This window comes from Spirochaeta lutea (assembly GCF_000758165.1).
Taxonomy (GTDB): Bacteria; Spirochaetota; Spirochaetia; order DSM-27196; family Salinispiraceae; genus Spirochaeta_D; species Spirochaeta_D lutea.
In genome coordinates, this window is the sequence record NZ_JNUP01000045.1 from 1 (window position 1) to 19,755 (window position 19,755).

Genomic DNA, 19,755 nt, shown 5'->3' on the forward strand with positions numbered 1-19,755 from the left:
GGACTATCGGAAACGCATTGCAAAATTACATTACCCGGCTCTTTATAACGACGCCTTGAGCGGTTTCTGCGGCCTGAACGAAGTGAAGGCTTGGCGCGGATTTTGCCAGGCGAAGCCTGAGCAAAATTCCTTGCCAAAGCAGAAATCCGTCTCGAAGGCATTGTTATGTTCCAATTTCATTAATTAAATTTGTAGTGAAAGCTTCTGTTCTGATATTATCACGATGAAAGTTTCCGGCAGCGACGCTTTCGACTTTTTGAACTGCCGCATTGAAATACCGTTTATATTTAGTCTCATCAGAAAGATCCTTGATTAGCGGCAAACAATACCGCTCCATTTCTCGGGAATTTTTTCGCGGCAATTGGCTTTTGTTCATAATCAATCGAACAGCAAGAAGGATATGAAATCTAGCAGGCTTCAGCTTCGGCTCAATTGCTTGTGATCTAAATAAAAATTCAATTCTATAATATGCAAGAGCTGAGAAATAATACATCTCTAATCTGTGTTCATCATTGAAAATTTGCTCACCAAGCATTTTGAGCAGGGATGCATAATTTCTAGTTGTGGAATGGGGTAGTTCTAAGAAAATTGCAGCAAAAGCTCGAATCATATTTGGCATAGTAATAATTCTCACTTTTTCAATCCCTGAAATGGGGTCATACTGTTTTGATCTTCTCTCATAAAACAAAGGATTCTTTTTATCGTAAGAAGGAAAGAAGTCTTCCAATTTTCTTGGGAAATCAGATAAGGCTATCAGTTGATCATCACTCACTTCTGTCTGACGATTTGTTGCTTTAATAATTGAATTCTTTATTTCCGGTTCTTTTGTTGCAATGATTCGAACTGGTACATGGATGGTATTATCTAAAGAATCGTTTAGCTCATGTAGTACATGACTAGTCTGGCAGCCATTAACAATCTGATAGTCTTCGATGGTGAGTTTATTACCAGTTGGAGTTAGTGCTTTCGCAACGATTGTTACTCCATTGTTGAGTAATGGAAAATATTCCTTTTTGGAGCTATCTTCAATCGTTGCACGAATTTCCTTATTAACTGGATTCCAAGCTTGCCAATGCCTTACATTGTCATAAAACAACGATGAAATTATTTCTTTATTCTCATTTTGTATTAGCTTTAGATATTCGGTTGCATCCAGATACCCAATATATGCCTGTTCAACCCCGGATAGATCAGGCAATGCAGTTTTATTGGGAAAAATAATCTCTCTCTGTATGGCATTTTTTGAATTTCTATATAAAGAGTGAAGTTCTTTAGCCCCTTTGCACTCAAATTTCACATCACTGAAAAGGGAAAGATCCGATAACTCTGTGATTACACTTTCTCGTCTGGAATTAAGATTTGTGTCTTCTCCCCACTTTCCTGTTGTGATGTAATATAAAAATATTTTGGGATTACCTCGCTTAAATTTGCTACTCTTGGAAAAGAGCTCATTTGCAATCTGAAATTTCAATTCAATTTTTTCATTATGCGGTAAAGTAGGTCTTTCGGAAAATAAGTCACTTACACCGAAACCAAAATGGCCCAGTTTCTGCATATCAAAATTCTGACTTCTTTCAGACTGAACGAAGATGAATGACACATCTAAATACCCGTTCACACGGAGTAATTCATCAATCTCCTCAATATCAGTGATTAGTGCGCCGTTGATTAGGATTGCAATCGAATCTATTCCTGTATCACCTCCAGCACCAATATGAATATCATCACTTGAAAATGACTCCGAGTAATGTTCGGCAACTAATAGCGCTCCTGTGAAATGCTCGAAAGCTGTCGCTTCATCGAAATTGGAAAGTGAATTCTCTTTTACGAATTCTTCTAGCATACCTTTTGTTATTCGATCCATCACTCCACCTCCCGATTTTGTGAACATAACATTCCACTATTCGGTTTTCCCGCAATGTAGTATATGTTCACGGACAATACAGAAACCTACTTTCTTACCCCTATTTGATTCTTCAAAATCTTGCTCAACCCCATCATAATCACCCCCTGGGCAAGGCCGCCGAGCATTACTCCAACCCCAAATATCAATCCAAATTCCCAGGCCATAATACTCTCTTCCACCATCACCAGCACACCACCGAAGAATCCCCCTACTATCGTCAGAACTCCTAACACCCATAGAAGGCCTGCTAAGAATGAGTCCTCAGGTTTATCTGCCTCCGTAGATGCGTTTTCTTCCTGGACTTCGCCAACTAAACGCTGGGTAAGAACCTCTTTCAAGGCTTGTTGGGCTTCAGGAAGGAGCTGGTCAATTTCTGTCTCACGCTGTTGTAATATAGGGGTAGGCAATGCTTCGAATTGCTTCTTATAATCACTTACGTCCATATTAACAAAACCTCTAAGAGAATTATAAAATGGACTGCCTGGATTGCAAGCAAATTTTTCTAAATACCATAAGGAAAATTCTTACTTATCAACAGGAACATAGATGTTGAAAATTTCGTTCTTTCTATCTGCTCGCTACCTTCAATAATTCGCTGGGTGGATAGTATTCGCCCCATGTCCTCTCCCCAGGAGTACATACTTCCTACTGTGTAGATCAGCTCATCACTTCCGGCGGAATGCGTCTCATGCACTAGGGCACAAAAAAAGGCCCTGTCCTGTGACACGGCCTTTGTAAATCCTTTCATTGTAAGGAAGTAACTCGCTCCCCCGGACAGACTCGAACTGCCGACCTAGTGGTTAACAGCCACCCGCTCTACCGACTGAGCTACAGGGGAATGCTCATTACGTTGTGTACATTACCCGAGGGCTTAGAAACTGTCAAGTATGTTTACATGACAATTTTAAGGGCTTACCCGCAAAATTAATCCTACAACAAGGGCACCCCTAAACCACCCCACCGAAGACCAGCCCCCAGACGGCATCATACTCCAGACGGCATCATACTCCAGACGGCATCATACTCCAGACGGCATCATACTCCAGACGGCATCATACTCCAGACGGCATCATACTCCAGACGGCATCATACTCCAGACGGCATCATACTCCAGACGCCACCATACCGGCCCCCCGACAGCGCCACCATATCTGGAGCAGTAACCACCCAGGCTTTCCCAGAACCTTCAAGCCTCCCCGGGATTAATTGCCCTTGGCAGCCTCCCAAAAAAAGCGAAGCCGGAAAAACATCGGCTGCCTAACCAAAGCATACCCTCATCATAAGCCCTGGCTATCCCCATGGACTCTGATCAGCTCTGGCCCTATTCAGGCATCGCCGCTGCTACAGCTACATCGGGATGACCCGAGGTGTCTCGTTTCAGCCGCCGGAGTTCCAGGAAAAAGAACAGGGCGGTCACCACCGAGGATAGGAAATCCGCGGTGGGGCTTGCGCCGAATACTCCCTTCAGGCCGAAGAAGCCGGGCAGGATAAACAGCAGGGGGATTAAGAACAGCACCTGTCTGCTGAGGCTCAGGAGCATGGCATGCTTGGGTTTCCCGATAGCCTGGAAGAAATTCCCCGCGACGATCTGGAAGCCAATGAGGGGGAACATAACGAAGAACAAGCCCATGGCGGATGAGCCGATCTGCACCAATTCAGGATTCCCCTGGGAGAAGGCCTGGATAATCTGCTCGGGGAACACCCGGGTGACGATCCAGCCCAGGGTCGTTATGGCGGTAGCAACGAAGATGGCCAGCTCTGCGGTGCGTACCACCCGCTTGTTTTTCCGGGCGCCGAAGTTATAGCCGATGATGGGCTGGGCACCCTGGTTCAGGCCGAAGATGGGCATGAGAATCAGCATGGCTACGGAATAAATAATGCCCATGGCAGAAATGGCTAAATCACCCCCGTACTGTTGCAGCTGGTTATTCAGGATGGTGTTCAAGGCGCTGGCTGCAATCTGCATGGCGAAGGGAGCAGAGCCAAGGGCGAGAATCCGTAGAATCACCTGGCGGTCCAAACGCATCGCCGAAAGCTTCAGACCCAATAGACTGTCCTTGGAGAGGAAGTACCGCAGAACCCAGAGCCCTGCAATGGTCTGGCTGATCACCGTCGCCCACGCGGCACCCCCAATCCCCATGTTAAACACAAAAATAAACAGGGGATCCAGGATGATATTCAAGACCGCCCCGATGAGCATGGTCGCCATAGCCATCTTGGGATTCCCCTCGCCCCGGATGAAGTTGTTCATCCCGAAGCCGATCCCGTTAAAAACCACGCCGTAGAGAATAACCCGCATATAATCCCCGGCGTAGGGCAAGATGGTCTCGCTCGCGCCGGCGAAGCGTAGGAGCGGCTCGAGGAAGGCGAGACCGAGGACCGTCAACGCCGCGGAGATAATGACAATCAATACGAAGGAGTTGTTCAGCACCTTCCCCGCATAGTCCCGCTTCCCCTCCCCGAGGGAAATGGAAAGCAGGGCATTGCCGCCCAACCCGATGAGCATACCGAAGGCCATAAAAATGAGCATAAAGGGAAAACTCACCGTCGCTCCGGCAAGGCCCAGGGCACCAACACCGTTTCCGATGAATATCCGATCCACCACATTATACAGGGACTGGACCATCATCCCCACAATGGCGGGAACCGAGAACCGCAGTAGCAGCTTCCCCACCCCCAGGGTTCCAAGTTGATGGGTATTATCCTTCCGGCCCCGGGACGGTTCACCGGATGAGCCTGACTGTTCAGCGGCTCCAGCCCCATCCTGGGGTGCATCAATGTGTTCATTGTTTTTCATGGTTTATTACCTTCTCTGTGAAAATAGCCCCGCATGCCATAGCCAGATAGCCCTAGGGGAAAGCGTCAATTGTAATGAAGCAAAATAATGAAAGGAAGCCCCGGGGGCAAGTTTTTTTAATTCCTCGAATTAACCCATCCCGGCGAAGGGCTTTCATTCTTGGGTTAGGGGGATTCTGATGCTTCCCCGCCCTCGGACTGCCCGATGGGATCCCCGGCGGAGAATAGGCGCAACCCGATGCTGTAGCTCGTTGAATCCTCCCCGAACCATCCCAGGGGAACCAGGGTTCCCCGGGGACCGTATTCCTCCAGGGGGGTATTCCATGCGCCGCCGAGTACCCGGCGGTACCGGGGTTGCCGGGAGACCGGACCGCGGAATAAATCCGGGCGGTCCTCCTGGGTAACCAGGTCCCTCGCCCATTCCCACACATTCCCCCGGGTGTCGTAGAGGCCGAAGATGGTGTCCGCCGGGAAAAACCCCACGGGGCTGGTGGGTCCGCCGTTCCGTTGAAAGGGGGGATTGGGATCTTCAAAGGGATCAAAGCTGCGGAAATAGTTGGCTGATTCCTGGTTCGGGCTGAATCCCCGGGGCGTTTGAGAGACGGCCGACCATTCCACCTGGGAGGGAAGCCGGAATACCCCGGGAAGGGGGTCCTGAGAATCGGACTGCGCCAGGTACGCCAGGGGATCCCACCAGGTACGGGGGAATTGCTGCATCAATCCGGCCGGATCAGCGAGCATGCTGTACGCCCAGCTCAAGAGACGGGCGCCGGTAAAACTTATGCCCACCGCGGGGTGATCCTCCCTTCCGGGAGGGGCGGAGAAATCCCCGGAGAACTCAAGGCTGAACTGCCGCCCGTAGTCCAGGAGGGAGAGACCGAGAATACTGCCGCCGTTCCGGCCTTCTTCAAAGAGGGTGGAATTGGATGCACTGCGCCGGATAAAGCCCTGGCGGTGCAGGTTGTTCAACAGGGCAGCGGCGGTTGCAGCGGTCATCTCCCGGGCGAAGACCTGGCCGGTAAAATCCGGGGTCGCAACCTCGACCAGCCGGGGCGGAGTTTCCAGGGGCTCCAGGGTTATGGGAATCTCCAACAGGGCCTGCCCGTCGGTTTCGGCGGCAAACACCACCTGATACTCCCGGGCCCGGGCATCGAAGGGAAGGAGAAACTCCGGTACCGGGGAGGTTTGCACCGGGGGCACCTCCCGAATTCCAGACTCCTGAAGCGGGAGATTAGGGTCCGAGGCTGCCGGGGAACCGTCCTGGCCCCGGTTTACCTGATCCACCGGGGAGGCGAAGAGCTTATAGCTCCGGGCACCCAACACGGGGAGGGATACCAATCGGGTTTCAGGCAAAACGGAAGCCCGGGGTGGCAGGGATAGTCCCCGGCCGTACTGGGTGCTGTGGCTCTGGGAAATGAAGATGGTCCGATGGGCAGTACGGGGCGGAAAGGCACCGGTGGCATCCTGAAGCCGCATCTCGTAGGGGAACACCCCGTCCCGGATTCCCGGCAGGGTGAAGGATGGCGGGATTTCCTGGGGAAGCTGCTGAAACTCCGACCGCAACTGGGCCAGGGTTACGGTCTGCCGGGGTTCAAGTATCCGGGGCGGATTTAGAGAAAGACGACTCCGCGGAATCTCTTCAGCCCCCTCCCGGGGCAGGAGGTCGGGAAAATCCCGGAGGTCCCGGAGCGCCTGGGAATCGGGCAGGATCATGGCCGGCACCCCCGGATGGGAGGGAGATCCGGCGCCGGTCTTTGGTGATTGCTCGGTTGTGTGCTCGGGGGATTGTCCTGGGGAGGCCGGATCTGCGGGGTCTTCCAGGGTTTCCATGGTGATGTTCTGGAGGTTCCAGGACATGAGTGCCGGATAGGGCCGTCCCTGCTCGTCGGTAAAGGGGGCAACCCGGAGACGGATGTCCATGGAGAGGGGTTGGTCGGGAAGGTACCCGGAAATGAAGCTTCCTTGAACCGGGGGATCGGGGATGGGATAGGGAATGATGCTGATGCCATCCCGGGGATCATGGTAGGCCAGGGATCTGCCCACCTGCTGGAGGGAAAACCGGACCCCCTGAAATTCCTGGGTAATATCGTATTCCCAAAATAGATCGCTCTCGGTGAGGGGGGATTCCCTGTCTGCCAGGTCCTCCCGGGGTTTGCCGGAGAATATCAGGTGGATTCGGCTCTCCTGGGGATCGAATCTAAGTACCGGGGGTTCGCTGGGTTTAAATATGGAGGAAAGGTGTTCCCGGGTTTGTTGATCTGTGGGGCCCAGATCGGTTCCCGGAACGAGGTCCTGCTGCTCCGAGGAGTCTCCTGAGGGGCCGGTTTGTTCCGGTGAGGCCTCCGGGGGAGCCGGGGGAGCGGTTTGACAACCGGCTATAAAGAGTATCAGCGCCGGAATGAGTAGCAGGGCGGATAGGCTGGCGGTTCGACCCAGGGGGGGCCGGGATTGAGCAGGCGGGGTTTTCATACCTGGTAGTATACCCGGTGGAGAAAAAGAAAACAATTTGCTCTTTTTCGGTAGGCGTGATACTGTATCCGGAAAACGTTACTGTATACAGAAACACCGGGGTGAACTCCGAGGTCCACGCCATGCACCGGTTTGACCATCGGTGGGGGATGGGCAGGCATTCGAATCACCCTAAAGGAGAAAAAACCATGTCAGAAACCAAAACCTTTGTACCCTACCCTGAGGTTCCCGATGCCCAGGGAAACTTCGGAGATTACGGAGGGAGCATAATTCCGCCGCAGCTGAAAGCGGTGATGGACGAGATTTCCCAGGCATATGAGGAGATTCGAAGGGATCCGGCGTTTATTGAGGAGCTGCAGACCCTGTATACCCATTTTGTGGGCCGGCCGAGCCCCATTTTTCATGCCCGGAACCTGTCCGAGCATCTGGGGGGGGCGGAGATTTTCCTGAAGCGCGAGGATTTAAATCATACCGGGGCGCATAAGATTAATCACTGTCTTGGTGAGGCCCTGCTTGCCAAAAAGCTCGGAAAACGGAAGCTGATCGCCGAAACCGGAGCCGGACAGCATGGGGTCGCCCTGGCGACGGCTGCGGCCTTGATGGGACTAGAATGTGATATTTATATGGGAGAGGTGGATATTGCCAAGGAGCATCCCAACGTTGTGAGGATGAAGATTCTCGGTGCCCGGGTGATTCCTGCTACCCATGGCCGGAAGACCTTGAAGGAGGCGGTGGATGCGGCCTTCGAGGCCTACCTCAAGGATACGGATTCCCAGATGTACGCCATCGGTTCGGTGGTGGGACCCCATCCCTTCCCCATGATGGTGCGGGATTTTCAGTCCGTGGTCGGACGGGAGGCCCGGGGGCAGATGATGGAGATGACGGGGCGGCTGCCCGATGCCCTGGTGGCTTGTGTCGGCGGCGGTTCCAATGCCATCGGATTGTTTACCGCCTTTTTGAACGATCCCGGAGTGGCGATGTACGGAGTCGAGCCGGCTGGCCGAAGTTATGAGCGGGGGGAGCACGCGGCTACCCTTACCCTGGGAAAACCCGGGGTTATTCACGGGTTCAAATGTTATCTGCTCCAGGATGAGCAGGGTCAGCCCGAGGAGGTGTATTCCATCGCCAGCGGTCTGGATTATCCCGGGGTGGGTCCCGAGCATAGTTTTCTGAAGGATCTGGGCAGGGTGCAGTACCATGCCATCAACGATCTGGAGGCTGTGGACGCTTTTTTCCAGCTTTCACGCCGGGAGGGGATTATTCCCGCCTTGGAGAGCAGCCACGCCCTGGCGTACGCGGCAAAATTAGCTCGGGAACTGGGCCGGGAGACGTCCATTCTGGTGAATCTATCCGGCCGGGGCGATAAGGATGTTGATTTCGTGGTGGAGCATTACGGAAAGAAATACATTACCTTGGATTAGTGCCGGGATTCCAGAGGCCCCCGGGTGGTTACGGGTGCCCGGAGCTCCGGATGCACCTTCGGGGGCATGAAGACGGCTGCGGGCCGTGGGATTGTGCGGGAGACTGGGAAATTGTATGGAGGTCGGAGGTCTCGGAAGCACCTAGACTTTCATGGGCACCCGGGGCTCTAGAGGTACCTGCACGGTTACAGACGCCCGGGGTTCCAGCGGCCCCTGGTGGTTCCGTGCGCCCGAGGCTCTGGAGGCACCTTCGGGGGGCATGAAGACGGCGGCGGGCCGTGGGGAGCCTGGACCTTCACAGACGCCCGGGGTTCTCCGATTGGTATGCCCGGGGATCCCGGCGTTGCCGCACAGCCTCGTAGAGCATGAGGGTGGCAGCCTGGGCAACGTTGAGACTGTTTACTCGGCCCAACATAGGAATGGTGATGAGCTCATCGGCCTCCTGCTTCCAGAAATCCGAGAGACCTTCTTTCTCTGCCCCCACCACAATGGCGCTGGGACCGGAAAGGTCGGTGTCCCAGTAACCTGTTCGGGCCTCCGGTACGGCGGCAAACACCCGTATCCCATGGGTTCGGCAGAAGCTTAGGGTTTCTCGGTTCGATGCCTCTGCTGAGGGTATCTGAAACAGGCAGCCCTTACTGGAGCGTACCACGTTGGGGTTCAATAGGTCCGTTCTGCCTTGGGCGGAAATCAGTCCATGGCCGCCGGCAGCATCGATACTGCGGAGTATGGCGCCGAGATTGCCGGGTTTTTCCAAATCCTCGGCAATAATGAGCAGGGCCGGTTGGCTCCTGGGCAGAGCCAGGCCCTGGAGTTCCAAGGACGGTGCCCTAGCAAGGCAGAGCCATGCATCGGGATGGTCGCGGTAACTTGCCTTCTTCATTGCCTCGGGAGAAAGATGTACAACCTCGGCTTGCCCCTGTTCTACCAGCCCCAGGAGATGCTGTTCCGCTGCATAGTCGGGATTTTGGGGTGATTTTAAGAGCTGCGGACAGATGAAGACCGTGTGGGCTTCCAGGCCGGAGGCCCAAGCCAGGGCTAATTCGCTGAGGCCCTCTACCAGCATGAGGCCTGCCTGGCGCCGGCGGCGATGATTCTGCAACCGGATGAGCTCCTTAATCCGGGGATTACCGGGACTCTGGATGTACAAGGGCTGTTTCATGCTCCATCTATACCATGTTCCCAGGGCTCTGGTATAGTAATTGTCATGTTCTACGTGTTGGAGCCCCTGGAAACCGTCGGTTCACGTCTGGATGAGGTACTGTCCCACCGGTTACCGGGGCTGTCAAAGAGGCAGGCAGGCAGGTTGTGCCAGCGGGGTATGGTCAGGAATGAATCCTCCGGCCTCGGGAAATCCGGAACCGTACTGTCCAAAGGCAGCAGGATTACATCCCCCACCCGGATCTGGATTGATCTGGAGAAGGCCGGGATTGATGACCGGGGATTTCCGGTTCTGACGGCCCGCCCGCCCCTCCCGAAGGAAGATATTCCGATCTGGATGGATACTCACCTCGTCAGCGTAAATAAACCCCGGGGGCTGGCCTGCCATGCAAATCACCCAGGACAACAGAATACCCTCATTAACCGAATACTCTCCCTGATTCCCGAGCATCCCCGAGCAGGCTGGCCGGTGCCCCTGGAGGCAGGACTGCTCAACAGGATAGACACCTATACCAGCGGGCTGGTTCTCCTGGCCCGGGATCCCCGGGAATTCCCGGTCCTTGCCAGGGCTGTGAGAACCGAGAGCCGCAAGAAATACTTGCTGTTGGTCTGCGGTTGCCCGGAATGGGATTCCCTGGGGTGCTCAGCCCCGATACACACCCCGGGAGGGAAACGGGTACGGGTCGTGCCGGATTGTACCGCCGACGGGGTATCCGAGGATGGACCCCCTGCAGGTTCGAAACGCCCGGAAGCAGCCGGCGGCAAACGATCCGCACAAACGGAATTCCGGGTGCTCGCCCGTAATACCGCCCGAAGCATCGCCCTGGTTTCCGCTGAACTCAGCAGGGGCCAGATGCATCAGGTTCGGGCGCATGCAGCATTCCTGGGCTATCCCTTGGTCGGAGACGGGTTATACGGAGGGCGGACCGATCTTACCTGGGATCATGGGGGGGAAACGAAACCGGTGATCCGCCACATCCTCCACGCCAGGTCGGTCCGCTTGAGGATTCCCGAATTCTACCCGGAAGAACTGGAGCTGACCGCTGAGATACCCGGCTACTTCCGCAAACTCTTGGCTACCTATTTTCCCGATGTCCCAGACCTCAACGCTTAGATAGTGCACAAAAGAATGTAAACTACGCCAGATATAGGGGAACAACCAGAACACCAACCCAGGGGTGGTGTCCCCCGGGTAAAAAAGTACAATCTTTTGCGCACTACCCAAGGCCTAGGATTCAAACCCTAGGCGTTTTTCGAGGGTCCTGCTGATCACCGAGATGGGAAGGGTCAGCAGCAGATACCCCACGGCCAGGGGAATGTAGCTCTCCAGGGTTGCAAAGGTGCTGGCATTCACCTCCCTGGCAGCCATGGTGAACTCCCGGATTGAGATAACTGATAGAAGACTCGAATCCTTGATGAGGCTTGCAAGCTGGCCAGCCAGAGCGGGGAGTATTCGGGTGATGACCTGGGGGGCAATGATGTAGCGGTAGATTTGGAACCGGGTCAAACCGATGCTCCGGGCTGATTCGATCTGACTTCTGCCGATGCTGTTGATCCCACCCCGGATGATCTCCGCCATGTAGGCCCCGGAGAAGAGGCTCATAATTAGAATTCCCAGGGTATACCGCTCTGAGATGCCGAAGGCGCTGGCAATGAGGTAGTAAAAAACCAGGATCTGTACCAGTAGGGGGGTGCCCCGGATTACCTCCACGTACACCTTCGCCAGGGCGCGGAGCAGAATAATCCGGCTGGACTGCATAAGCCCGAATACAATGCCGATGACCAGGCTGAGAATCAGGCTCACGCTGGACATGACCATGGTCATACCGAAGCCCTGGATAAAATTGAGGCGGTACCGCCAAATACTATCCCAATGGAACTGGTAGGCAAATCCTGAGAGGGCGAAGGTCATGACCAGAGCGATGGCTCCGAGCACCGCCAGGGTATTGAGGAACCAGGCCGCTGGACTGACGGTTTCACCATCCTCGGGAAGGATCAGGAGTTCACGATATGCCATGGTCCGCCCCGCTATTCCTGGATGTCAAAGAAGAAGGGTACATCCTGCTCCTCGAACACCGCTTTAACAGAACCCAGGTATTCGTCCCCCAGACGTTCAAATCCCCCTTGAGAGCGATACTCCCGGATAAAATCATTCACCTGGGCTAACAAGGTGTCGTTACCCTTTTTAAGGGCAGCAGCCCAGTAACCGAAGGTGTCGGGAATGCTTTGGATATTGAGCCGGGTCGTAGCGGGATTGTTCTTATGGCTTTCATACACGGTCAGGGCATCGTAGATAAATGCATCAGCCTTGCCCTGCACAACCTCCAGGACACAGGCCGCGACATCCTCAAAGATGCGGATATCGGCTTGGAGCAGCTTTTCCTGGGCCACGATTGCCCCGGTGGTTCCGGATTTAACAGCCACCACCCTCCCCGGCTTGTTCAGATCCGAGAAGTTTTGCGCCGGAGATTGGGCGGAAAGCAGAAGGGTCAGACCGGATTGGGCATAGGGGATGGAAAAATCAACGACCTGGCGGCGTTCCTCGGTGACGGTCATGGAGCTGATCACTACATCTGCCCCGCCGCTTTGAAGACTGGGAATCAATCCGACCCAGGCGGTGTTTTGGATTTCTACGGGTCGGCCGAGAAACTCACCCAGGGCCTTGGCCATTTCGACACTAATTCCCCGGGGTGTTCCCTGTTCATCGGTCATTTCGAAGGGGGGGAATTGCAGCTCCATCGCCACCACCAGGGGTTTTGCTGCCGTTCTGCTTTCCGAATCCTGGCTGGGTTTGTCACCCGCCGAACAGGACATCAGGAAAACCAAGGCCAGGGTAGCTAAGGTCAGCAGACCTACCCAGCTCAGATTACTCATTCGGTGTTTAGGTTTCATGGGAATCCTCCATAGTGCGGAAATAGTATGCGTGGCCCGGGCTCCGATGCTCTCCCTTGGGGAAGTATTCAGGGGTCCGGGGTGCCGGTTGCTCCGCCATTTTTTCAGGGTGAATGTATTATCACCCTTACATCCGCTAATGGGAAGCCGTTCTGTCAAACTAGCGGGTAGCTTCTAAGAATAATCTGTTTTCCCCGGTTGGAACAGTGTGCCGGCTTCGGGTTTACGCATGGGTAAACGGGCGCATTTTTTTTTACGCCAGCCGCCCCACCCTTGGGAGAAACCCGGATTGTTCCGCTAGTTCGCGGGATATCACCGGACACGGCGTTTATACAATCCTAGGTTCTTTATTTGTGTATTTTTTTATCTATATCTATTGACCTATTTTTCTGATCCTGATATAAAGTCCTTGTTTTATAGATATATATTTATCTATTATACCAGACCAATGACCCTAGGAGGAGCACCATGGCCAAAAAACAAGAGGCTGTACCGAATAAGCCCGATGTTCGTACCGAAGAAACCCAGGATCCGAAACAATCCCGGAAGGAGTGTATCGACACCCCCAAGGCTCTGGAGGATCTGATTTACCGGGTAAAAAAAGCCCAGGCATTGTACGCCACATTCTCTCAAGACCGGGTTGATGAAATCTTCCGCAGAGCTGCCATCACAGCCAATGCGGAGCGTATTCCCCTGGCAAAGGCCGCGGTGGCGGAAACCGGCATGGGAATTCTCGAGGATAAGGTGATTAAGAATCACTTCGCCTCGGAGTACATCTTTAACCAATACAAAGACCTAAAAACCTGCGGGGTAATCGAGTCTGATCATGCCTTCGGCATTCAAAAGATCGCTGAGCCGGTAGGTATTATCTGTGCGATTATTCCGACGACCAACCCGACCTCCACGGCCATCTTTAAAACCCTGATCGCCCTGAAAACCAGAAACGCGGTCATTATATCCCCCCATCCCCGGGCCAAGGGCTGCACCACCCAGGCTGCACGCATAGTACGGGATGCCGCTATTGCCGCCGGTGCTCCGGAGGACCTCATAGGCTGGATCGACGAACCCAGCCTGGAGTTGAGCAATATGCTCATGACCCATGGGGACATTGCTCTGATTTTAGCTACCGGCGGACCGGGGATGGTAAAGGCGGCCTATTCCAGCGGAAAGCCGGCCATCGGTGTCGGGGCAGGTAATACCCCCGCCCTCATTGATGAAACCGCTGATGTGAAACAGGCAGTGAACTCCATCCTATTATCCAAAACCTTCGATAACGGAGTCATCTGTGCCAGCGAGCAATCTGTAATCGCCCATGATGGGGTGTATGAGGAGGTTCGGGAAGAGTTTGCCCGACGGGGGGCCTATGTTCTGAATGCCGAGGAAGCCAAGGCGGTTGGCGAGGTGATTCTCAAGGAAGGAAAATCCGGAAAAACCATAAACCCCGAGATCGTTGGTCAGCCGGCCCATGCCATTGCCGCATTGGCGGGAATATCCGTTCCTGAAACGGCAAAGGTGCTGATTGGAGAGGCCCAGGATATCAATGAAAACGAACCCTACGCATATGAAAAGCTCTCTCCGGTTTTGGCTCTCTACCGATGCGAGCATTTTGAGGACGGATTATCCAAGGCCCATGAGCTGGTGCGTTTCGGGGGATTCGGCCATACATCGGTGCTGTACACCGATCCGGTTAACAGCGGCCGCATCACCCGTTTTGGCGAGGTCATGAAAACCGGCCGGGTTCTCGTGAATATGCCGAGCTCCCAGGGGGCGATCGGCGACCTCTACAACTTTAAGCTCGCCCCGAGTTTAACCCTGGGATGCGGGAGTTGGGGTGGTAATGCCGTGAGTGAAAATGTCGGGGTTAAGCACCTGCTGAATATTAAAACTGTCGCAGAACGGAGGGAAAATATGATGTGGTTTAAGGTGCCGCCCAAGATCTATCACAAGTTCGGATGTCTTCCGGTAGCCCTGGGGGATCTTAAGGATAAAAAGCGGGTGTTCATCGTAACGGATAGCTTTCTATTCAATAACGGGTATGTTACCAAGGTTACCGATACCCTGGATGAGCTCGGGATAGACTTCCAGGTATTCCACCAGGTTAAGCCCGATCCCACCCTTTCGACGATAAATGCCGGTTTGGAGAACCTCCGGGCCTTCGCTCCGGATGTCATTGTGGGATTTGGCGGCGGTTCCCCCATGGATGCGGCGAAGATCATGTGGCTTCTCTATGAGCACCCCGAGGTAACCTTCGAAGGGCTGGCCCTCCGCTTTATGGATATCGAAAAACGTATCTATCAGTTCCCCGACATGGGTAAAAAGGCGATCATGGTCGCCGTACCGACCACCAGCGGAACCGGTTCGGAGGTGACCCCCTTCAGCGTTGTGACCGATGATAAAACAGGGCTGAAGTATCCCATTGCCGACTATGCCCTCACCCCAACCATGGCCATTATAGACTCCAGCCTCGTAATGGAGATGCCCAAGGGGTTAACCGCCGCCAGCGGGATTGATGCGGTCACCCATGCCATTGAGGCCATCGTTTCGGTGATGAGCACGGACTACACCAACGGAATCGCCCTGGAAAGTCTGCGGGTACTCTTTAAGTATCTTCCCAGCAGTTACCGGAACGGGAAAACCGATAAAAAGGCACGTGAGAAGGTGCATAACGCAGCAGCCATGGCAGGGATGGCCTTTGCCAACGCCTTTTTAGGGGTTTGTCACTCCATGGCCCATAAACTCGGGGCGGCCTTTGGCATTCCCCACGGTGTTGCTAATGCTCTGATTATCAATCAGACCATTCGGTTCAATGCCACGGAGAATCCCACCAAACAAGCGGCCTTTCCCCAGTACGAATACCCCTCGGCGCGGAGCCGGTATGCCCGAATTGCCGGATATCTGGGGTTGGCACCCATGTCCGCCATGGATGATCCAAGCCTCCAGGATGCTGCAGTGGAGGCCCTCGTAAAGGAGATCGAGGCATTAAAGGCGAAACTTGATCTTCCCCACAGCATCCGCGCCTACGGTATTGATGAACAGGAATTCCTGGAGAAGGTGGATGAGTTGGCAGAACAGGCCTTCGATGATCAATGCACCGGCGCGAACCCCCGGTACCCCCTGATCAAGGAGATCAAGGCTATGTATCTCAACGCCTTCTACGGGAAGGATCAGGCTGTGTAGACAGTAAATCCCCGGCGGACTGTATACGCCGGTGTATCATGTAAAAAACAGGCCCATGCCGGGAGTTAAAATTACCTCCCGACATGGGCCGTATTTGTATATACTTAGGCTATGATTCACCTGGAAATACTTCCCCAACCCGATGACGTCACCTGCGGCCCCACCAGTCTGCACGCCGTCTACACCCATTGGGGATATACCATGGCACTCAAGGATCTCATTCCCCAGATCCCCCAGCTGCGGGAGGGAGGAACCTTGGCTGTCATGCTGGGAATCGATGCCCTTGCCCGGGGGTTCGAAGCCGAACTTATCTCTTACAATCTCCGGCTCCTGGATCCGACCTGGGCAGGACTGGAAACCCAAGGGATCATCACCAAGCTGCAAAGCCAACTCGAAGCTAAGTCGGGTAAAAAGCTCGCAGAGGCCGGTAAAGCGTATATGCAGTTCCTCCAGGCCGGAGGAAAACTGCTCTGGGAAACCCTGAGCCCCCAGCTCCTGAAGAGGTACCTGAGCCAGGGCATTCCCATTTTGACCGGTCTCTCAGCCACCTACCTGTACAACTGCCCCAGGGAGTACACGGGTCATCACAATAAATCGGTCTACGATGATATCCGGGGAACTCCTATGGGGCATTTTGTGGTGCTCTCCGGTTTGACTGAGGATGGCCATGTGAAGGTCGCAGATCCCTACCGGGAGAACCCCATCAGCCGAGACAATTATTACACCGTGGACTCCACCCGACTGATCAACGCCATCCTCCTGGGGGTTGTTACCTACGACGCAAGTATTCTTATTCTTCGGCCACGCTCCGCTACCCGGGGTTTCAAATCCTAATGAACAGACTCCAGCTAATCCTGACCTGCGAACATGCCTCCAACGCCCTGCCCCGGGAGGTACAGGCCAAGCGGTCCAGGTTATCCAAGAGATTTTTTACGGATCTGGCGGGGCACCGGGGTTGGGACCCCGGGGCATGGGAAACCCTCACGGCCCTGGTCGAAATTCTGAAGGAATCGGATTCGTTCATAGACCCCGTGATTTTTCGGGGTGATTTCTCCCGGTTATGCGGGGATTTAAACCGCCGTGAGGGCAGTAAAACGGTATTTCACCCCGAAGTATCCCGGATCCTCAACCTTGAGGAACAAAACGATCTAATCCGGACCTACCACCGACCCTATCGTCAGGCGGTATCTGATCAGATAACAACCGCCGGTTCCAAATCCATCCCTACCCTACATTTGGCCATCCATAGCTTCACCCCGGAACTGGAGGGGGTCAAACGAAGTGCTGACCTCGGATTTCTCTACGATCCACGGCGCAATTCCGAGCGTCTTTTTGTAACCCGGATTATCGATTTCCTGGGAAACCAACCCCTGGGTCCTCCAGGGTTGGAGATTCGGAGAAACTATCCCTACCTTGGCATCCAAGACGGCCTGCCGACCTGGCTCCGTAAGAGTCACAGGGATGGCTGGTACACCGGGATTGAGGTTGAGATTAATCAACAATGCCTGGTGTATTCCCACTGGCCGAAGATCATCCGTGCCATGGGGCACGGCATCATTCACTCCCTGTCCGTTCTGGAATCCGACCCTTCCCGTCCCAGGTAAAATACAACCCCGTGGAGAACCGTCCCATCACCCGGTGAAACCAGTTTGAGGATATTTGATCCCCCATGGGGAGTAATGATTGTCGCCAGGGGAAGGGCCCCCCGGGCTACCTCTCTGGTATTGTGGTATAACACAGCCTCAGGGGTAGTACCGATAGCCCGTACACCAATAGATTGGCTGCCGCTTAGCCGCAGGTAGGGATCATCAAAAAACTGGGCTCCATCCAGGGGTTGCAGGATCCGGGCCCACGACTCCTGGCCGGGGGACTGCCAGGTTTGGGCAGAAAGATCGAGGGCATCCAGGGCCCAGGGCTGGAATTCCGGCGGATAGACGATACTGCCATCCTCACGATGCCAGTTGTCTTGAGGCGGGGTTACGCCGAGGGGAACTAGTTCGGAGATTGCGAAGGGGTGGGAGGGAGCTACGGCCATGCCGCTGATAGCCGAGACCCAGACCTGCCGGGTGTTCGGCGGCTCGGGGAATTGAGTGCCCGGGGGGGTAAAAGCTTCCAGGATTTCCACAGCAACCCAGGCCGGGAGGCTCGATCCGGTGGTACCCTGAACGGTCTGACCATGCACATTCCCCATCCATACGCCCACGGTATACTCCGGGCTGGCACCCACCGCCCAGATATTTGTGAACTGGTTTGCCGTACCTGTTTTGAAAAAACTAGGTACTTTGGTTTTCAGCAGTTGGTAATCCCCGAATCCTCGGGTCCTGGCACCTGAATCAGAGAGGATATCCCGGATAATTCCCGCCGCCTCAGGTGAAATCGGAGACGGGGAACCATTCTGGAGGATGCCCGTGGCGGAATGGTTCAAACCGGAAATTCCGGTGGCCGCCACAGGGTTTGAATAGGATTTCCCCTCGGAAGGCAGCAGATACCGAAGATTCCGGGGTGATCCCTGGTTTGTGAAGCTGGTGTAGGCCCTGGTGAGCTCCTCCAGGGTTACCTCCACATTTCCCAGGGCGATACCGGTGCCCAGACCTTCCCGCTGATCTTCGATGTCCATCCCGAGGTTCTGGAGAAACGAAGCGAAATTCTGAACGCCGAGTCTACTGACCGTCCAGACCGCCGGTACATTCAGGCTGGATGCCAGAGCCTCCCGAAGCCGTACGGGCCCTGAATAGGAATTATCGAAATTGAGGGGGATGTACACCTCCGCTCCGCCAAGTTCCAGGGGAATGTCCGGAAGAATACTGGCTGCCGTATACCCCTCCTCCATGGCCATGGCATAGAGGAAGGGTTTTAGGGTTGAACCCGGTTGACGCCGGATCCTGACCCCGTCTATCTGGCCGGCATGCTCGTCATCAAAAAAATCGCCGCTTCCCACATAGGCCCGCACCTCCCCGGTCTGGTTATGAACCACCAGTACCGCACCGTTATGAATCCGACTCTCCCGGGCCTTGTAGAGGGCCTGGGAAAACAGTCCCCGGGCCGCCCCCTGAATATCCGGATCAATGGTGGTCCGGATCCGGCTCCGGTCTGCAGGCTCTCCTCCCGCCTGTCGCGGCAGGTCCTGAGCTAAGCGGATAGACAGGTGGGGTGCCGAGAAGTCTCTGGGTACGGGTAGCGCCCTGCGGCTATCCTCCACGGCCCGGGCCAGGGCCTGATGCGAGATGGGCGGAGTCATTCCTTCGGCAACCCGCCCAGCAGCCTCCAGCAGGGCAAGGGGATTCTCCCGGGGATCGTAGGCGCTGGGGGATCTGGGGAGGATGGATAGGACCACAGCCCGGGCGGGACTCATGCTGTCTATAGAGACCCCGAAGTACTTCCGCGCCGCGCTGGTGACGCCCTCGGCACCCCGGCCGAAGGGAACCCTGTTTAGATACAGCTCGAGGATCTCATCCTTCGAAAAACGGGTCTCCAAGCGGAGGGCGTTCCAAGCCTCGGTCAGCTTCCCGCGTATCCCTCCCCGGTGGGGGGTGATCAATCGGGCCAGCTGCATGGTGATTGTACTGGCACCGCTCACCACCGAGCCGGCGCCCAGGTTCTGAAGCGCGGCCCGCAGCATGGAGGCAGGGTCTACCCCGGGATGCAGATAGTACCGGCTATCCTCCCCAGCCAGAAAGGCCCGGATGACTCCCCGGGGAATCTCATTCAGGTCGGTCCATTCCCGCTCGGTACCATCCGTCAAATGGTCGCGGTACAGTACTCCGCCCCGATTATCCAGGAATACCCTGGTGAGGGGCTGATTTAGAAATTCCTGCACCTCCGGAAAAGGCTGAAAGCGTGCACCCAACCAGAGACCGGCGATGACAATGACGGCAATCACCGCCCTCTGAACTATCCGTCTGGGAGACAATCCATCCATACAGGGAGCTCCGC

14 protein-coding genes and 1 tRNA gene are annotated in these 19,755 nt (G+C 54.8%); 6 read left to right on the top strand and 9 right to left on the bottom strand.

Features of this window, described 5'->3' with window-relative positions:
• Positions 1–187 (top strand): hypothetical protein (locus DC28_RS16685; RefSeq protein ID WP_238565766.1); only part of this gene is annotated, 187 nt, incomplete at its 5' end.
• Here DC28_RS16685 and DC28_RS04780 read toward each other — a convergent pair.
• From DC28_RS04780 to DC28_RS04805, 5 genes are all read right to left on the bottom strand, one after another.
• Positions 164–1,864 carry an AIPR family protein gene (locus DC28_RS04780; RefSeq protein WP_037546469.1) on the bottom strand — a complete coding sequence of 567 codons (1,701 nt, stop codon included), beginning with the start codon at positions 1,862–1,864 and terminating at the stop codon, positions 164–166. The two genes, DC28_RS16685 and DC28_RS04780, sit on opposite strands and share 24 nt — an antisense overlap.
• 86 nt (positions 1,865–1,950) lie before the next feature.
• Complete coding sequence (locus DC28_RS04785) at positions 1,951–2,349, bottom strand: hypothetical protein (RefSeq protein ID WP_037546471.1); 399 nt, start codon at positions 2,347–2,349, stop codon at positions 1,951–1,953.
• 322 nt (positions 2,350–2,671) lie between these two features.
• Positions 2,672–2,744 (bottom strand) — tRNA-Asn (locus DC28_RS04795).
• A 483-nt stretch (positions 2,745–3,227) separates the two neighbouring features.
• Positions 3,228–4,703 carry an MATE family efflux transporter gene (locus DC28_RS04800; protein ID WP_081941953.1) on the bottom strand — a complete coding sequence of 492 codons (1,476 nt, stop codon included), beginning with the start codon at positions 4,701–4,703 and terminating at the stop codon, positions 3,228–3,230.
• Positions 4,704–4,867: 164 nt separating this feature from the next.
• Positions 4,868–7,171 carry a formylglycine-generating enzyme family protein gene (locus DC28_RS04805; protein WP_037546475.1) on the bottom strand — a complete coding sequence of 768 codons (2,304 nt, stop codon included), beginning with the start codon at positions 7,169–7,171 and terminating at the stop codon, positions 4,868–4,870.
• Between the two features lie 188 nt (positions 7,172–7,359).
• Here DC28_RS04805 and trpB point away from each other — a divergent pair, with 188 nt between their 5' ends.
• On the top strand, positions 7,360–8,592 hold the full coding sequence (gene trpB / locus DC28_RS04810) for a tryptophan synthase subunit beta (RefSeq protein ID WP_037546477.1): 1,233 nt from the start codon (positions 7,360–7,362) through the stop codon (positions 8,590–8,592).
• A 295-nt stretch (positions 8,593–8,887) separates the two neighbouring features.
• Here the strand turns inward: trpB and DC28_RS04815 are convergent, their stop codons facing one another.
• Positions 8,888–9,754, bottom strand: a complete 867-nt coding sequence (locus DC28_RS04815) for a TrmH family RNA methyltransferase (protein ID WP_052078462.1) — start codon at positions 9,752–9,754, stop codon at positions 8,888–8,890.
• Between the two features lie 45 nt (positions 9,755–9,799).
• Here DC28_RS04815 and DC28_RS04820 point away from each other — a divergent pair, with 45 nt between their 5' ends.
• A complete protein-coding gene (locus DC28_RS04820; protein ID WP_037546478.1) occupies positions 9,800–10,867 on the top strand; it encodes an RluA family pseudouridine synthase in 1,068 nt (355 codons plus the stop codon).
• A gap of 114 nt (positions 10,868–10,981) precedes the next feature.
• Here the strand turns inward: DC28_RS04820 and DC28_RS04825 are convergent, their stop codons facing one another.
• Together DC28_RS04825 and DC28_RS04830 are read right to left on the bottom strand one after the other, a co-directional pair.
• Positions 10,982–11,770 carry an amino acid ABC transporter permease gene (locus DC28_RS04825; protein ID WP_037546480.1) on the bottom strand — a complete coding sequence of 263 codons (789 nt, stop codon included), beginning with the start codon at positions 11,768–11,770 and terminating at the stop codon, positions 10,982–10,984.
• 11 nt (positions 11,771–11,781) lie between these two features.
• Complete coding sequence (locus DC28_RS04830) at positions 11,782–12,645, bottom strand: transporter substrate-binding domain-containing protein (protein ID WP_156104584.1); 864 nt, start codon at positions 12,643–12,645, stop codon at positions 11,782–11,784.
• A 468-nt stretch (positions 12,646–13,113) separates the two neighbouring features.
• Here DC28_RS04830 and adhE point away from each other — a divergent pair, with 468 nt between their 5' ends.
• From adhE to DC28_RS04845, 3 genes are all read left to right on the top strand, one after another.
• Positions 13,114–15,822, top strand: coding sequence for a bifunctional acetaldehyde-CoA/alcohol dehydrogenase (gene adhE / locus DC28_RS04835; protein ID WP_081941957.1), 2,709 nt, complete (start codon positions 13,114–13,116; stop codon positions 15,820–15,822).
• A 111-nt stretch (positions 15,823–15,933) separates the two neighbouring features.
• Positions 15,934–16,656 (top strand): cysteine peptidase family C39 domain-containing protein, encoded by a 723-nt coding sequence (locus DC28_RS04840; RefSeq protein WP_037546482.1) that lies wholly within the window; start codon positions 15,934–15,936, stop codon positions 16,654–16,656.
• Positions 16,656–17,426: an N-formylglutamate amidohydrolase gene (locus tag DC28_RS04845; RefSeq protein WP_052078463.1), complete on the top strand. Its 771-nt coding sequence runs from the start codon at positions 16,656–16,658 to the stop codon at positions 17,424–17,426. The genes DC28_RS04840 and DC28_RS04845 overlap by 1 nt, the downstream gene beginning before the upstream one ends.
• Here the strand turns inward: DC28_RS04845 and pbpC are convergent.
• On the bottom strand, positions 17,381–19,741 hold the full coding sequence (gene pbpC, locus DC28_RS04850) for a penicillin-binding protein 1C (RefSeq protein WP_052078464.1): 2,361 nt from the start codon (positions 19,739–19,741) through the stop codon (positions 17,381–17,383). The two genes, DC28_RS04845 and pbpC, sit on opposite strands and share 46 nt — an antisense overlap.
• Between the last annotated feature and the right edge of the window lie 14 nt (positions 19,742–19,755).

What these genes read in the sequence shown, in the direction of transcription:
- adhE (WP_081941957.1), top strand. Translation starts at nt 13,114, where the DNA reads ATGGCCAAAAAACAAGAGGCTGTACCGAATAAGCCCGATGTTCGTACC.
- DC28_RS04820 (WP_037546478.1), top strand. Translation starts at nt 9,800, where the DNA reads ATGTTCTACGTGTTGGAGCCCCTGGAAACCGTCGGTTCACGTCTGGAT.
- DC28_RS04805 (WP_037546475.1), bottom strand. Translation starts at nt 7,171, where the DNA reads ATGAAAACCCCGCCTGCTCAATCCCGGCCCCCCCTGGGTCGAACCGCC.
- DC28_RS04825 (WP_037546480.1), bottom strand. Translation starts at nt 11,770, where the DNA reads ATGGCATATCGTGAACTCCTGATCCTTCCCGAGGATGGTGAAACCGTC.
- pbpC (WP_052078464.1), bottom strand. Translation starts at nt 19,741, where the DNA reads ATGGATGGATTGTCTCCCAGACGGATAGTTCAGAGGGCGGTGATTGCC.
- DC28_RS04830 (WP_156104584.1), bottom strand. Translation starts at nt 12,645, where the DNA reads ATGAAACCTAAACACCGAATGAGTAATCTGAGCTGGGTAGGTCTGCTG.
- DC28_RS04840 (WP_037546482.1), top strand. Translation starts at nt 15,934, where the DNA reads ATGATTCACCTGGAAATACTTCCCCAACCCGATGACGTCACCTGCGGC.
- DC28_RS04815 (WP_052078462.1), bottom strand. Translation starts at nt 9,754, where the DNA reads ATGAAACAGCCCTTGTACATCCAGAGTCCCGGTAATCCCCGGATTAAG.
- DC28_RS04845 (WP_052078463.1), top strand. Translation starts at nt 16,656, where the DNA reads ATGAACAGACTCCAGCTAATCCTGACCTGCGAACATGCCTCCAACGCC.
- DC28_RS04785 (WP_037546471.1), bottom strand. Translation starts at nt 2,349, where the DNA reads ATGGACGTAAGTGATTATAAGAAGCAATTCGAAGCATTGCCTACCCCT.
- DC28_RS04780 (WP_037546469.1), bottom strand. Translation starts at nt 1,864, where the DNA reads ATGGATCGAATAACAAAAGGTATGCTAGAAGAATTCGTAAAAGAGAAT.
- DC28_RS04800 (WP_081941953.1), bottom strand. Translation starts at nt 4,703, where the DNA reads ATGAAAAACAATGAACACATTGATGCACCCCAGGATGGGGCTGGAGCC.
- trpB (WP_037546477.1), top strand. Translation starts at nt 7,360, where the DNA reads ATGTCAGAAACCAAAACCTTTGTACCCTACCCTGAGGTTCCCGATGCC.